The 14,606-nt window shown below is 51.4% G+C and carries 12 protein-coding genes; 10 read left to right on the plus strand and 2 right to left on the minus strand.

Features of this window, described 5'->3' with window-relative positions; translation table 11 throughout:
- Positions 1 to 50: 50 nt before the first annotated feature.
- The 4 genes from EV12_RS09670 (at position 51) to EV12_RS09685 (ending at position 3,233) form a co-directional block, all read left to right on the plus strand.
- Positions 51 to 941, plus strand: a complete 891-nt coding sequence (locus EV12_RS09670; RefSeq protein WP_011131604.1) for a formate/nitrite transporter family protein — start codon at positions 51 to 53, stop codon at positions 939 to 941.
- Between the two features lie 12 nt (positions 942 to 953).
- Positions 954 to 1,670 carry a hypothetical protein gene (locus EV12_RS09675; RefSeq protein ID WP_036914888.1) on the plus strand — a complete coding sequence of 239 codons (717 nt, stop codon included), beginning with the start codon at positions 954 to 956 and terminating at the stop codon, positions 1,668 to 1,670.
- Between the two features lie 36 nt (positions 1,671 to 1,706).
- Positions 1,707 to 1,925 carry a hypothetical protein gene (locus EV12_RS14255; RefSeq protein ID WP_036914889.1) on the plus strand — a complete coding sequence of 73 codons (219 nt, stop codon included), beginning with the start codon at positions 1,707 to 1,709 and terminating at the stop codon, positions 1,923 to 1,925.
- A gap of 201 nt (positions 1,926 to 2,126) precedes the next feature.
- Positions 2,127 to 3,233 carry an anthranilate phosphoribosyltransferase family protein gene (locus EV12_RS09685; RefSeq protein ID WP_052039571.1) on the plus strand — a complete coding sequence of 369 codons (1,107 nt, stop codon included), beginning with the start codon at positions 2,127 to 2,129 and terminating at the stop codon, positions 3,231 to 3,233.
- Here the strand turns inward: EV12_RS09685 and EV12_RS09690 are convergent.
- Positions 3,226 to 3,711 carry a GNAT family N-acetyltransferase gene (locus EV12_RS09690; protein ID WP_036914890.1) on the minus strand — a complete coding sequence of 162 codons (486 nt, stop codon included), beginning with the start codon at positions 3,709 to 3,711 and terminating at the stop codon, positions 3,226 to 3,228. The genes EV12_RS09685 and EV12_RS09690 overlap by 8 nt on opposite strands.
- A 21-nt stretch (positions 3,712 to 3,732) precedes the next feature.
- Here EV12_RS09690 and EV12_RS09695 point away from each other — a divergent pair, with 21 nt between their 5' ends.
- The 4 genes from EV12_RS09695 (at position 3,733) to EV12_RS09710 (ending at position 9,126) form a co-directional block, all read left to right on the plus strand.
- Entirely contained in the window at positions 3,733 to 5,040 is a 1,308-nt protein-coding gene (locus EV12_RS09695; RefSeq protein WP_036914891.1) for a tetracycline resistance MFS efflux pump, read from the plus strand.
- Between the two features lie 42 nt (positions 5,041 to 5,082).
- Positions 5,083 to 7,221, plus strand: a complete 2,139-nt coding sequence (gene ppk1 / locus EV12_RS09700; protein WP_036914892.1) for a polyphosphate kinase 1 — start codon at positions 5,083 to 5,085, stop codon at positions 7,219 to 7,221.
- Positions 7,222 to 7,429: 208 nt separating this feature from the next.
- Positions 7,430 to 8,464 (plus strand): RpoD/SigA family RNA polymerase sigma factor, encoded by a 1,035-nt coding sequence (locus tag EV12_RS09705; RefSeq protein ID WP_036914893.1) that lies wholly within the window; start codon positions 7,430 to 7,432, stop codon positions 8,462 to 8,464.
- Positions 8,465 to 8,472: 8 nt separating this feature from the next.
- The gene (locus EV12_RS09710) at positions 8,473 to 9,126 is read left to right on the plus strand and encodes a diacylglycerol/polyprenol kinase family protein (RefSeq protein WP_036914894.1); all 654 of its coding nucleotides are present in this window, start codon (positions 8,473 to 8,475) and stop codon (positions 9,124 to 9,126) included.
- A gap of 7 nt (positions 9,127 to 9,133) precedes the next feature.
- Here EV12_RS09710 and EV12_RS09715 read toward each other — a convergent pair whose 3' ends face one another.
- Positions 9,134 to 10,201 (minus strand): 3-deoxy-7-phosphoheptulonate synthase, encoded by a 1,068-nt coding sequence (locus EV12_RS09715; RefSeq protein WP_036914961.1) that lies wholly within the window; start codon positions 10,199 to 10,201, stop codon positions 9,134 to 9,136.
- A gap of 146 nt (positions 10,202 to 10,347) precedes the next feature.
- Here EV12_RS09715 and acnB point away from each other — a divergent pair, with 146 nt between their 5' ends.
- Together acnB and EV12_RS09725 are read left to right on the plus strand one after the other, a co-directional pair.
- Positions 10,348 to 12,972 carry a bifunctional aconitate hydratase 2/2-methylisocitrate dehydratase gene (gene acnB / locus EV12_RS09720; protein WP_036914895.1) on the plus strand — a complete coding sequence of 875 codons (2,625 nt, stop codon included), beginning with the start codon at positions 10,348 to 10,350 and terminating at the stop codon, positions 12,970 to 12,972.
- On the plus strand, positions 12,956 to 14,314 hold the full coding sequence (locus EV12_RS09725) for a ClC family H(+)/Cl(-) exchange transporter (protein ID WP_036914897.1): 1,359 nt from the start codon (positions 12,956 to 12,958) through the stop codon (positions 14,312 to 14,314). Before acnB ends, EV12_RS09725 begins: the two co-directional genes overlap by 17 nt.
- Positions 14,315 to 14,606: the final 292 nt, after the last annotated feature.

Below are 14,606 nucleotides of genomic sequence, written 5' to 3' on the forward strand. Positions count from 1 at the left end.
TTCAACACCCCACCCCATCGAGAAATGCCATGGATGTGAACACATCCCAAATGGACTACGTCCTGCCCAATGAACTCGTCGACGGCATGATTACTGCCGGCGGAAAAAAATCCAGTGTCAGTATTAAAAATCTGCTGGTACGTGGTTTCTATTCAGGAGCGATTCTTGGCCTAGCCACCTGCTTAGCCATCACCGTAGGAGTCCAGTCTGGAATGCCATTTCTAGGCTCCGTTCTCTTCCCCTTTGGATTTGCCAGCATCGTGCTCTTCGGCATGGAGCTAGTCACAGGCAACTTCGCCTTATTGCCAATGGCAACCTGGGCTGGGAAAAGCACATGGCAAGCAACCTTCCGCAACTGGATATGGGTTTGGATTGGCAATTTCATCGGCTGTGCATTGGTGGCTCTATTACTCGCCACAAGCCTGACCAGCGCAGGCACCGTTGAGCCACTTGCGGCAGCCGATGGGGGCAAAGGTTGGGCCGTGATTGCCGCCAAGATCATGGCACTCAATAAGGCCAATGTCGTGGCCAAATATCAAGACCTAGGCAGCACTGGTTTCTTCCTCGCGTTCCTACGCGGCATGATTGCCAACTGGCTGGTTTGTCTTGGGGTCACGATGGCCTTGGTAAGCAAGAGCGTTCCAGGCAAGATCCTGGCCTGCTGGCTACCGATCACAGCATTCCAAACCATGGGAATGGAGCACATCGTGGTGAACATGTTCCTGCACACCGCCGGACCCATGCTTGGTTCAGGCGTTTCTTTTGGTCAGGTAATCGTTTGGAACTTCATTCCAGTCACCCTCGGCAACATCATTGGCGGCATGGTGTTTATCGGCATGCTCTTCTACAGCACCCATCGCACCCAAATGAGCAACGTACTGCCTACGGTTCACGATGAGAAGCTAGAACGTGAACTCGCCGCCGAACTAGGCGCACGCTGATCTAGAACATTCATGAGCTTCGATGAAGCCGTTCTCTGGGAACGTCTCAATAAAGTAGGTAAGGCTCCTCTAGAACCAGACTGGCTGGGGAATGTTTACTGTCCCAGCCTTTCTGCTGATCTACGTAAAGCCTTAGCCGAAAGACTGGGCTTACTTGGTGATGATGGCTGGGGAATATTAAAAACCCTGCTTAAGCAACATGGTAAGCAGTCAGAACTCATCCATGCAGCTGGCCTCTGCCATCAACCTGAGGCTCGAGACTGGCTCATCCAACAACTTGGTAATGGACAAGAACTGGAGCTCGGGGTGCTACAAGCAATGGCCTGCTGGGGAGCAATAGTGCCAACTTTGCTTATAAAAAGGGTTTTCAGAGAACCTTCCCTAGCAATGCGCATGGCTGGTCTGGAGTTGTTGAACTTCAAGGCATACCAACTCAGCGATGACGAGCTGCTGAACCTCCTTGACGACATCCTCAACGACATCCGCGATCCGGTGGTGTTAAGCACCATTCGAATTCTGCAACGACGCGATGGTGTCGACATCAGCAACCGCATTGCCGAAGTGGCAAGAAAAGGTTCCGAAGCTACAACACGAGCAGCATTACTAGCCCTGGGCTGCATCGGCACATCCAGCAGTCAATCAAACCTGTTCAAGCTCAGCCAAAGTCTGCCGACTGATCTCCATCGAGACCTAGCCAAAAAACAACTTGCTCAGCAATACAGATCATGATCCTGAATCCATAGCCAACGGATACGCCAATATGGGTTGTTTAATCAAAAAGAGGATGATGGCAATAAAGGAAAACTTCAATCCAAGCAAAAGCAATCGCATGCAATGATTCACTTCCTTGACACCAATCAACTACTAAAAAGCAGAACTACGGTGCCACAAAAAGCACTCTTACTCTTAGATGAATCTTCTATGCAAGATGCATTCCGAACCCTTGCAATCAAAACCCCGCAATCAAATAAAAATATGGCATAAAACTAGTCTCAATGTTGATCAATAACCTAGCGCAAAAAACTTTAGAGATTCGAACCTTGCACTTAAAAAACATAACTACGCTGAAATGCAAACAGCCTCGCTTTATCGTTGAAGTGACTCCTAAAGCCCAACTGAGCCAATTAGGCCTGTGCCAAGCAGACATGTCACAAGGATGTCTTAATCGTTACTCCACGCAGCTACATGACTACAGAAAGATCCAATGAGTTCCGGCAATCAATCGTGACCACATGCCCCGAATTGTCCGGCCGTGAACGCTTCAAAGCCCACCTCGGCAAGGTGGGAAGTGGTGTAGAAACCAGTCGTGGCATGAGCCGTGAAGAATCGGCTGATGCTTTGCATCTCATCCTTACAGCCCAAGCCAGCCCTGCTCAAATCGGCGCCTTCCTCATCGCCCATCGCATTCGTCGACCCGAGCCCCAGGAACTCGCCGGCATGCTCGATACCTACAGAGTCCTTGGGCCCAAACTGAAATCAGCCAATGGCCAGAAACGACCCATTTGCTTTGGGATGCCATTCGACGGCCGCAAGCGAACAGCCCCGATTTATCCGCTCACAGCACTGGTCCTACTCAACGCTGGTCAACCCGTCGTCTTGCAAGGGGGGCGGCGTATGCCAATCAAATATGGCGTCACCACAGAAGAATTATTCAAAGCCTTAGGGCTACAACTCCAAGGCCTAGCAATAGCAAACCTAGAAGCTGGCTTTCAACAACATGGTCTGGCACTGATCTACCAGCCAGATCACTTCCCTCTGGCCGAAAGCTTGATCAGTTATCGCGACGAAATCGGCAAGCGACCGCCTGTGGCCAGTTTGGAGCTGCTTTGGACAGCACATCAAGGAAAGCATTTGCTCGTCAGTGGCTTCGTGCATCCACCCACCGAAGACCGGGCCTGGAAAGCCCTTGAGCTAGCAGGTGAAACAAATCTCGTGACTGTGAAAGGGCTCGAAGGAAGCACAGACCTTCCCATCAGTCGAACTTGCATCACATCCCGAGTTCAAAACGGCAAGCCAGAACGACTCATCCTCCACCCCCGTAACCATGGCTGCTTTAGCCAAGACGTTCAGTGGAGCAACCTTACGGAGTGGAGCGAGCAGGCAATGGAAGCTCTGCACAATCGCGGACCATTAAGCCAGCCCCTCCTCTGGAATGCTGGTACCTACCTATGGTTAGCGGGCCTGGCCGACAACCTCGATGAAGGTATCGCTCATGCTGAAAAGTGCCTGCAATCAGGCTTAGCCCAAACCACGCTTGAGCAGCTCATTGCTTGGAGAGAAACCATCATTTGAAGCGAGCCTGTAGGTTTTTCGCCATGCGATAACGATCGAAACTCACACCTCCGATCTGAATCACTTCCTTAGCCATTTCAATCCAGCCCCACTTCAACAGCAAAGGGTGACTACACAAACTGGCTTCCGTCACCAAGATTGGCTGTCCTTCCTGCAAGGCTTCAGCTTCCACCTGTTCAAGCAACGCAGTGGCATGGCCACAACGAGCAGACCGGCCCCGGCAATAAAGCAACGCCAAACGATCAGAAGGATAACGAAGAGCGAAAGCCTCAACCTCGTCGTTCTCAAGACTCAACCAACCTCGTCCTTCGATCAATGGCCTATCCAAAACTCCTGGTAACCAGGCCAAGGCTGCCCAAGCACTGATCTGAACAGGGGAATACAAGCCTCCCCCTTGAGATTCAATCGCATCGGCATAAATCTCCCTGACAACAAAATGATCAGTTTGTGTAAGGGGTCTTAAGCGGCGACAAGTCACAAGAGCCTGCCATTTAGATCAATGGCGTCAAGTCTCTATGGGATCGTGACATTCATCCTGACTCATTCCCAATTGCGCCGACCACAGATTCCCATCTTTCTCTGTGCCTTTGTCACTCTGTTGAACGATCGCCTAGGTGAAACCCTCTTACTGCCATTACTTCCATACCTCCCAGGACGCTTCACAGACAGCGGCACAATCCTGGGGCTACTTGGAGGTACTTATGCATTGGCTCAATTCGTCGTGGCTCCCCTAATTGGCGCTCTCAGTGATCGCTTTGGCCGCAAACCAATTTTAACCGCTTGCGTTGCTGGCTCAGTAGTAGGCCTTGGCTTATTCGCTATCACAGTATGGATTGATTGGAACATACTTCCAGCCGCTTGGATCGGCATTGTTCCCCTGATCCTGCTCTTCTCAGCAAGAATCATCGATGGCGTTAGCGGTGGCACAGCAAGTAGCGCCACAGCAGTGCTTGCCGACATCTCAACACCTGAGAGCCGAGCAAAGGCATTCGGCCTTATTGGCGTTGCATTCGGCCTCGGGTTCATCTTGGGCCCTTATCTCGGTGGCCGCTTAGCAGAGATCAATATCGCTCTGCCCGGGATAGCCGCCACAGCCTTCGCAGTCGCGAACCTGCTCCTTGTGATCTATATCCTTCCCGAAACACACCCGCCAGCAGCTCGCAATTCCCTACCAAGCAAAAGAAAACTCAACCCGATCACCCAGCTAGCACAGATCTTTGCCAATCCACTAGTAAGCCGCCTTTGTTTCGCCTTCTTCCTGTTCTTCATGGCATTCAACGGTTTCACAGCTGTGCTGGTGCTTTACCTGAAGCAAGCCTTTTCATGGACAGTCGGTTTGGCAGGCCTGACCTTTGCAGTTGTAGGCGTGATCGCAATGGTGGTTCAAGGGCTGCTAATCGGTCCACTGGTCAAATCCTTCGGCGAATGGCGGCTCACCATTGCTGGCATTGGCTTCGTCATTGCAGGCTGTCTGCTATTGCCCATGGCCACTCAGCAGAATTCGATTTCTGTTGTATTCACTGCCGTATCGGTACTAGCCCTTGGCACAGGTCTAGTCGTGCCATGCTTGAGAGCGCTTGTCTCCAGACGCCTCGGCAACTCTGGCCAAGGGGCAGTGCTCGGTAGCCTTCAAGGCCTACAAAGTCTAGGTACCTTCCTTGGGGCAGCGGCCGCAGGATTCGCCTACGACCAAATAGGCACTCGCAGTCCCTTCTGGCTGGCCAGCCTCGTACTAGCGGGAGTGATAGCCCTTGTTGCAGGAGGCCTGCCTGGAAGCAGCAGTAACACAACAATCAAACAATCATGATTGCTACTTTGCCTGGATAGTAGATGAACAAACTGGCATTCAATGAGTAATCCAGCGGTAGCTTCGGAGCACTACATCAACCGAGAGCTCAGCTGGATCGCCTTCAACGAAAGGGTCCTTGCTCAGGCACTGGATAGACGCACCCCGCTGCTGGAACAAGCCAAGTTCAGTGCCATCTTCAGCAACAACCTCGACGAATTCTTCATGGTTCGCGTGGCCTCCCTCAAAGCGCAAGTGGAAGCCGGCATTACCAAAACCAGCGCAGACGGTCTAACCCCTCTTCAGCAGCTCCTCACGATCCGAGATCACCTTGTTCCTCTCATCGAGCAACAACAAGATCACTACCGTAAACACCTCAAAAACGAGCTAGTCGAGCAAGGTGTTCACCTACTCGACTATGAGCAACTCAATCAACAAGAACGCCTCTGGGTTGACAATTATTTCCAGACAGCCATTTTTCCGGTGCTGACACCACTAGCCGTGGATCCAGCCCATCCCTTCCCTTTCGTTAGCAATCTCAGCCTCAACATTGCGACCCTGATCCTCGATCCGGAAACAGGCCAACAACAATTCGCCCGGGTCAAGGTTCCACAAAAAACGATGCCTCGTTTTGTAGAGATACCTCCTGATCTAAGTGGCATCAATCCCAAACCGGTTCACACAGCAGTTCCATTGGAGCAAGTGGTGGCCTTCAACCTCAAATTGCTCTTCCCCGGGATGAAGATTGAAGAGCACTACTTCTTCCGAGTCACCCGCGATGCGGACCTTGAACTCAGGGACCTAGAAGCCGACGATCTCATGAGCGCCATGGAACAGGGCCTTCACAAGCGGCGGATGGGCGGAGAAGTGGTGAGACTCGAAGTAACAAACGAAATGCCCCAGAGAGTCGTTGAGATGCTGATTGAAGGTATGGCTGTTGAAGAAAACGACCTTTATCGCATCGAGGGACTACTAGGCCTCGATGATCTATTCGGTCTCATGCGTTTGCCCCTGGAACAACTCAAAGACCAACCCCACATTGGCCTGACCTCCAAAGTTCTCTCCCGCAGCCAGCGCAGAATGCTTGAAGACGAATCAATCAAAGAAGAAGAATTCAAAAGCATCTTCTCGGTGATTCGCCGCAAAGACATTCTCCTTCACCACCCATACGAACTGTTCGCGACCTCTGTAGAGGAATTCATCAATCAAGCAGCAGACGATCCCCTAGTCATGGGAATCAAGATCACGCTCTATCGAACATCTAAGGATTCCCCAATCATTGCGGCCCTGATCCGTGCAGCGGAACATGGTAAACAGGTCATGGCTCTGGTTGAACTCAAGGCACGCTTCGATGAAGGCAACAATATTCAATGGGCCCGTCATCTAGAGCGATCGGGCGTTCACGTTGTCTATGGCGTTTTAGGACTGAAAACCCACACAAAAACCATCTTGGTCGTTCGCAAAGAAAAAGAGCGCCTACGCAGCTACGTACACATCGGCACAGGTAACTACAACTCGAAGACATCACGTGTCTACACCGACCTTGGTCTGCTCTCTGCACGACCGGAACTCAGCCAAGATCTAGTTGAGCTATTCAATTATCTCACTGGCTTTTCAAAGCAACAAAGCTTCCGTCGACTGCTGGTGGCGCCTGTCACCCTACGCAAGGGGATGGAATCACTGATCCTCCGCGAAATCGAACACGCCCGCGAAGGTCGAGGCGGACACATCCGCGCCAAGATGAATGCTCTGGTGGATCCAGCCATCATTAACCTGCTCTACGAAGCTTCCCAAGTTGGAGTTCGCATTGAACTGATCATCCGCGGTATGTGCTGTCTCTACCCAGGGCGAAAAGGGTTCAGCGAAAACATCAGCGTGATCAGCATCATCGGCCGGTTCCTGGAACACTCCCGTATCTTCTGGTTTGCCAATGACAACAACCCAGAGGTTTATATCGGCAGCGCAGACTTGATGCCTCGAAACTTAGACAGACGCGTGGAAGCCGTTACTCCAATTGAAGAACCAGAGCAAAAGGAAAACCTAGAGCGACTGCTGAACCTCTACCTAAACGACAACCGCGAAGCCTGGGATATGCAGAGCGATGGCAGCTTTTTACAGCGCCAACCCAATCCCAATAGTGAAGAACATCGTGCACAGCAACAGCTGATCAACCTTTGGCAACAAGGCATCCCTGCAGGGTGAAACTCTGTGCCTCACGAGACCATAACTTTGAGAAAGTGCTCTTTGCTACCTAAAAAGGAATAATCAGCATGCAAAGCAGTTTTTTTACTTAGAAGCGACCAATCACCTGATCATTCGCATTGACTAACAAAAACTTTTTGCTTCAACCAAGTTTCCAAGCTCTGTGAGTGCTAAATTCCGCGCAAATCTAATTTAGGAGGCCAGGGTGATGGGGATCCCTCTGGAATCTGCGAAGGGTGCTTCACTCACGCCTTCGTCAGAAGTTGTATTACCGTCTACATCTAACCAACGTTCAGAAAAAGCGAATCGAGCTGGCCGTAACGGGCAGGCATCCCGTAACCAAAATCGCCAAGGTGGTCGTTTGGGTACTGATGCGATCGGGTTCTACCTGAGCAGCATCGGACGCGTCCCTTTGCTGACCGCAGCTGAGGAAATTGAGCTAGCCCACCATGTGCAAGCGATGAAGGAATTGCTGGAGTTACCAGAGCAAGACCACACTCCACGACAACGCCACAAAATTCGCATGGGCAAACGAGCCCGTGACCGCATGATGTCAGCCAACCTCCGGCTCGTAGTTAGCGTTGCCAAAAAGTATCAGAATCAGGGCCTTGAACTCCTTGACCTAGTGCAAGAAGGAGCCATTGGTCTCGAACGTGCTGTCGACAAGTTCGATCCAGCCATGGGTTATAAGTTCTCCACCTACGCCTATTGGTGGATTCGTCAAGGGATGACCAGGGCCATCGACAACAGCGCCCGCACCATACGTCTTCCCATTCACATCAGCGAAAAACTCTCCAAGATGCGACGCATCTCAAGAGAGCTTTCCCATCGTTTCGGCCGTCAACCCAATCGATTGGAGTTAGCCCATGCCATGGGCATTCAACCCCAAGACCTTGAAGATCTCATCGCTCAAAGCGCTCCTTGCGCATCCCTCGATGCCCATGCCCGCGGAGAAGAAGACCGCAGCACCCTAGGTGAACTGATACCCGACCCCAATGGGGCCGAACCAATGGAAGGCCTCGATCGCAGCATCCAAAAGGAACACCTAGGAGGCTGGCTATCTCAGCTCAATGAACGTGAACAGAAAATCCTGCGATTGCGCTTCGGTCTAGATGGTGAAGAACCACTGACCCTCGCTGAAATCGGACGGCAAATCAGCGTCTCACGAGAACGCGTACGACAGTTGGAGGCCAAAGCCATTCTCAAGCTACGGATGATGACCAACCATCAACAAGCAGCATGAGTTAAGTCTTGGGGTATATCAACTCTCTGGTTGCCATTGCATGCTGGATAGCTTTTGTGCTTTCAGCTGCAGTGGTTTGCAGGGTCCGCTGGCCTAACCAACGAGAACTAAGTCGCAAGATCGTTCACATCGGTACTGGCCCAGTCATCCCTTTGGCCTGGTGGCTCGGGATCCCATCGGATTGGGCGATTCCAATGGCAATCCTCATTACCATTCTGATCCTCATCAACCACCGCTGGCGCTTACTGCCAGCCATTGAAGACGTCAATCGACACAGCTACGGCACAGTGGCATACGCTCTAACAATCACCCTATTGCTGATTTTCTTCTGGCCAGAAAATGCTGCAGCGGTCTGCTCCGGAGTGCTTGTGATGGCGTTCGGCGATGGGCTAGCTGGCCTCATCGGTCGCAAAGTACGCTCACCCAATTGGTTGATATGGGGTCAACGCAAATCAGTCGCCGGCACTCTGACCATGGCTGTGATAACCCTAAGCATTCTGTTCACTCTAAACCTGCTCATTGACGCTAACTTCCATCCCCTACGCATATTCGCCGTCACAGGCCTTGCCGTTGGACTCGAGCAACTAAGTCGCTGGGGTATCGACAACCTCACTGTGCCAATGGGAGTTGCAGTCGCCTGGTCATGGATGACAGCGATCTAAAGACTCTTCAAGTTATTGGTGCCAACGTCACTGAAGCCACTGCAGCGGCCAAATCCTCAAGCAGAGTTGCCGTTGTCTCTATATCGATACAAGCATCCGTAATGCTTTGACCATATACAAGAGTGGAAAGGTCTTCAGGCAACTTCTGATTGCCCTCGACAAGATGACTTTCCAACATCACTCCCATGAGGTGGGTTGATCCTTGGCGTACCTGAGTAGCAACAGCCTGAAGCACCTCTGACTGTCGCCGAAAATCTTTATTCGAATTGTCATGGCTGCAATCCACCATCAACCGATCAGCCAAGCCAGCCTTAACTAATTCTTTTGCAACCCCTTCCACCGCTTCGAGATGGTAATTGGTACAGCCATTCCCTCCCCGTAACACGAGATGGCCATCAGGATTTCCAGTGGTATGAACAATCGAAGCCTGACCCTGCCGATTAATCCCTAGAAAATGATGCGGCATAGACGCTGCCTGCATCGCATGGATAGCAATCTTGGCACTGCCATCGGTACCGTTTTTGTACCCGACGGGCATTGACAATCCAGAAGCCATCTCCCGATGGGTCTGACTCTCAGTAGTTCTGGCTCCAATTGCCGTCCAACTGATCAAATCAGCGATGTATTGAGGAACAACCGGATCGAGCAATTCAGTGGCTGTCGGCATACCCTCGCGAGCAAGGTCCAGCAACAACGACCGAGCACGCCGCAAACCAGTGTTGATGTCATAGGAACCATCGAGATGGGGATCATTGATGAGACCTTTCCAACCAACGGTGGTGCGAGGTTTTTCGAAATAGACCCGTAAGACCACCTCCAACTGGGCGGCATATCGCTGTCGCAACGGCTCCAACTGACGGGCATAGTCCCTTGCAGATGCAATGTCATGAACTGAGCAGGGACCAACAATCACCAGCAAGCGGTGATCCTCACCACGCAGGATTGCCTGAATGCGCCTTCTAGTGGCTGCAACGGTTTTAAGAGCCTCTACATCCAGGGGCAGCTCCTGATGAAGCAAGAGGGGCGACACCAAAGGCCGGGTATCCACCACATGCAAGTCGGAGGTGGTGGTCATTTCGCCAGAATTCATGACAACCCAGGCTAGGAAACCAACAAGGTGGCAGCATCAGGTAATTGCATTTCAATATCGATCCCCTTCCAGGAGAGCTCGACGGCAAAGAACAATAGAAAGAACATCACCACTACAGAGGAAGCACACGCATGCTGAGTGCTTATCGCCAGATCGCCGCCGAACGTGAAGCCCAGGGCATCCCTCCCCTGCCCCTCACTGCCGAGCAAACCCAAGCGCTCACCTTGCTTTTGCAGAATCCCCCAGCAGGAGAATCCTCTGAACTTCTGTACCTACTGCGTGAACGCATCCCTCCAGGAGTCGATGAAGCGGCCTACGTGAAAGCCACCTGGCTGAGTGCTATTGCCCAGGGAAACAACAAGAGCCCACTCATTACTCCCTTAGAAGCCACAAAACTGCTAAGCACGATGATTGGGGGGTACAACGTTGCAGCTCTGATTGAGCTGCTTCAACACAATGACCACGAGCTAGCTGAATGCGCCGCTACAGGCCTGAGTCGCATCCTGCTCGTCTACGACGCTGTCCATGACGTCATCGAGCTAGCTGAAACCAATCGCTTTGCCAAACAAGTTGTAGAAAGCTGGGCCGCCGCTGAATGGTTCACCTCCAAACCAGTCTTAGCCAAAGAGATCACAGTCACCGTCTTCAAAGTTGATGGTGAAACCAATACCGACGATCTATCTCCAGCCACCCATGCCACCACACGACCAGACATCCCCCTGCATGCTCTGGCCATGCTGGAAACACGGGATCCCAATGCCCTTGCCAAGATCGTCAGTCTGAAGGCAAAAGGCCATCCCATTGCCTACGTGGGCGATGTGGTGGGTACGGGCAGTTCTCGCAAATCAGCAATCAATTCGGTGCTTTGGCACATAGGAGCCGATATCCCTTATGTACCTAACAAGCGATCCGGCGGCGTCATCCTTGGCGGCAAAATCGCTCCCATTTTCTTCAACACAGCGGAAGACTCCGGCGCCCTGCCAATTGAATGTGATGTCAGCGAGCTCCAAAGCGGCGATGTAATCACCATCCGTCCACATGCCGGCACCATCGAACGGGCCTTCGGCGAAGCTAAAGCAGGCGAAATCGTGGCTCACTTCAAGCTCAAACCCATCACCATCAGCGACGAAGTGCGCGCGGGTGGGCGTATCTCCCTACTGATCGGCAGAGCACTGACCGACAAAGTGCGTTCTCAATTTGGACTGTCAACATCCGATCTATTCGTACGCCCTGGAGATACTCCTGAAACGGGCAAGGGGTATACCCAGGCCCAAAAAATCGTTGGTCTTGCATGTGGTCTCGAAGGAATACGACCTGGGACAAGTTGCGAACCGCTGATGACAACTGTAGGCAGCCAAGACACAACTGGACCAATGACCCGGGACGAAATGAAGGAGCTCGCCTGCCTGGGATTTGCAGCAGATCTAGTGATGCAAAGCTTCTGCCACACCGCTGCCTACCCGAAGCCTGTAGATCTACAAACCCAGAAAGAACTTCCCGATTTCTTCTCCCAACGTGGTGGGATAGCACTTCATCCAGGCGATGGGATCATCCACAGCTGGCTGAACCGCATGCTTCTGCCAGACACAGTGGGAACAGGCGGCGATAGCCACACTCGTTTCCCCTTAGGCATTTCTTTCCCCGGAGGTTCTGGCGTGGTGGCTTTTGCTGCAGCCATCGGTGCCATGCCCCTAGACATGCCGGAATCTGTACTCGTTCGTTTCAGCGGCTCACTGCAGAGCGGCATCACACTGCGTGACGTCGTCAATGCCATCCCCTTGGTCGCGATTCAAGAAGGTCTACTCAGCGTAGAAAAAGCCAACAAACTCAATGTCTTTAACGGCAAAATCATGGAAATCGAAGGATTACCTGATCTGAAGCTGGAGCAAGCCTTTGAACTAACCGATGCCACTGCTGAACGTTCCTGCGCTGGCTGCACGATCAAACTCTCTGAATCAACGGTTGCTGAATATCTTCGCAGCAATATTGCATTGCTAAAAAACATGATTGCCCGCGGTTATCAGGATGCTCGCACCCTGGCAAGGCGCATCAAAGCCATGGAAGCTTGGCTGGCAAAGCCAGAATTAATTAGCGCTGATGAAAACGCAGAGTATGCCGAAATCATCAATATCAACCTCGACGAACTCAAAGAACCCGTACTGGCCTGTCCCAACGATCCCGACAACGTCAAGCTGCTCAGTGAGGTTGCAAACAATCCAGTGCAGGAAGTCTTTATAGGCTCCTGTATGACCAACATCGGCCACTACAGAGCTGCCGCAAAAATTCTTGAAGGGTCTGGTAAAAGCAAAGCTCGCCTATGGGTTTGCCCACCAACAAGAATGGATGAAGCCATGCTTCAAGAAGAGGGGTATTACAGCATCTTCGAAGCTGCAGGGAGCCGCATGGAAATGCCTGGTTGTTCATTATGTATGGGCAATCAAGCACGCGTGGAAGACAACACAACCGTTTTCTCGACTAGCACTCGAAACTTCAATAATCGACTAGGCAAAGGAGCCCAGGTCTATTTAGGCAGCGCTGAGTTAGCAGCAGTATGTGCCTTACTAGGCAGAATCCCTACACCAAAAGAATACCTTTCGATCGCTACAGAAAAAATTAATCCCCTCTCAACAGAGCTTTATCGCTATCTAAATTTCAACCAAATTGATGGCTTTGCAGATCAAGGGCGCGTGGTAAGTAACGACATACAAGCAGAAGTTCTTGCAGAGTTTTCAGCCACCAATGCCCATGCCGAATGATCTAAACCAGCAACAAAATCTGATGCAGTCCAATCCCAGCATCCGCAAACTCTTAGAACAGCGCTGGTTTGTGGTTGTGCTGGCTCTGATGCTTACGGGCCTTGGAGCTGCCCTCACAGGAGTACTTTTCAAAGCTGGTATCTATAGCCTGGCCAAGTGGCGATTCCAACTTCTTGAGCTTCTTCCATCCTGGATCGTTCTACCAGCCCTTGGTGCCACAGGAGGCTTGATTTCTGGGTTGCTTGTTTCCGGTCTAGCCCCCTCTGCGAGCGGTTCAGGGGTAAGCCACATCATTGCATTTTTACGCCATCGATCCGTACCAATGGGATTGAGGGTTGGGCTGGTCAAGCTAGTCGCAGGAGTTATAGCCATCGGCAGTGGTTTTCCACTTGGTCCAGAAGGACCAGCAGTGCAAATGGGAGGCTCTGTCGCTTGGAAATTTGCTCAATGGTTAAAGGCACCAATCGCCTTTCGCCGAGTCATTGTCGCTGCTGGTGGGGGGGCAGGTCTAGCCGCTATTTTCAGTGCGCCAATTGGAGGCTTTGTTTACGTCATTGAAGAGCTACTTCATTCTGCAAAACCTGCAGTCTTGCTGCTGGTGGTTGTCACCACCTTCTGGGCTGATACTTGGGCAGATGTGTTCGGATTTCTAGGGCTAAGTCCATCAGCTGGAAGTCTTAGCAAAGGCGTGGGCTTTCAACTGGAACGTGAATACACACCTCTAGTGCACTTTCTACCAATCGACCTGGGCTACCTAATCGCCCTTGGTTTGGTTACGGGAGTCTTAGCGGAGTTTTACTGTCGCTACGTCCTAGCGATGCAACGCAAAGGTAAAACCTGGTTCGGCAATCGACTCGTTTTAAAGATGGTGCTAAGTGGTGGTGTACTCGGAGGGGTTTATGCAGCTCTTCCTGAGAGCTTTGGGAATTTGGATAACCTCCAAGATCTCGTCGGTGGAGGAGAAGCTGGTCCCCTCATGGCACTCAGCACGTTCGTCGTGCTGTTTTTCACTACCGGGCTAGCAGCTGCCTCAGGAGCACCAGGAGGCTTATTTGTGCCGATGCTGACCCTAGGAGGAGCAATCGGCCTGGCCTGTGGAGACTGGGCAGAAATGCTCACTGGCCACGCACCCAGTACCTTCATTTTTGCAGGCATGGGAGCGTTCGTAGCCAGCTGCTCACGCACACCTATCACAGCCATGTTTTTAGCCTTCGCACTAACAAAAGATTTGCTAATCCTCAAACCAATTCTAGTGGCATGCCTATCAAGCTTTCTCGTCGCTCGCCTCTTTAATGAACACTCAATCTATGAAAGACAAATCACAATGGAATACAAAGAGTAACCAATCAAAAGAAGCAATCTACTGCTTGCAATATCTAAATAAACTGGATAATTTGCAGACAGCCTAAATCCATCCACTAGGGAAAATTTTAGGGCAAGAATAAAGGCGGCTCATGCTATTTAAATTCTCATAATCTGCAAAACCCTGCATAATAAGGCTCATAAATATTTGCCACTGAAGCCAGCAAGCCAATCCATAATGCCCTTAAATATCACAATCGGCTAGACGCCTCAGAGGCAGGTAGTTATCTAAATTGTTACTCCATCAATATAAAGTGAGGCAAGGAATTTAC

The organism is Prochlorococcus sp. MIT 0701, assembly GCF_000760295.1.
In the GTDB taxonomy this organism is placed as follows: domain Bacteria; phylum Cyanobacteriota; class Cyanobacteriia; order PCC-6307; family Cyanobiaceae; genus Prochlorococcus.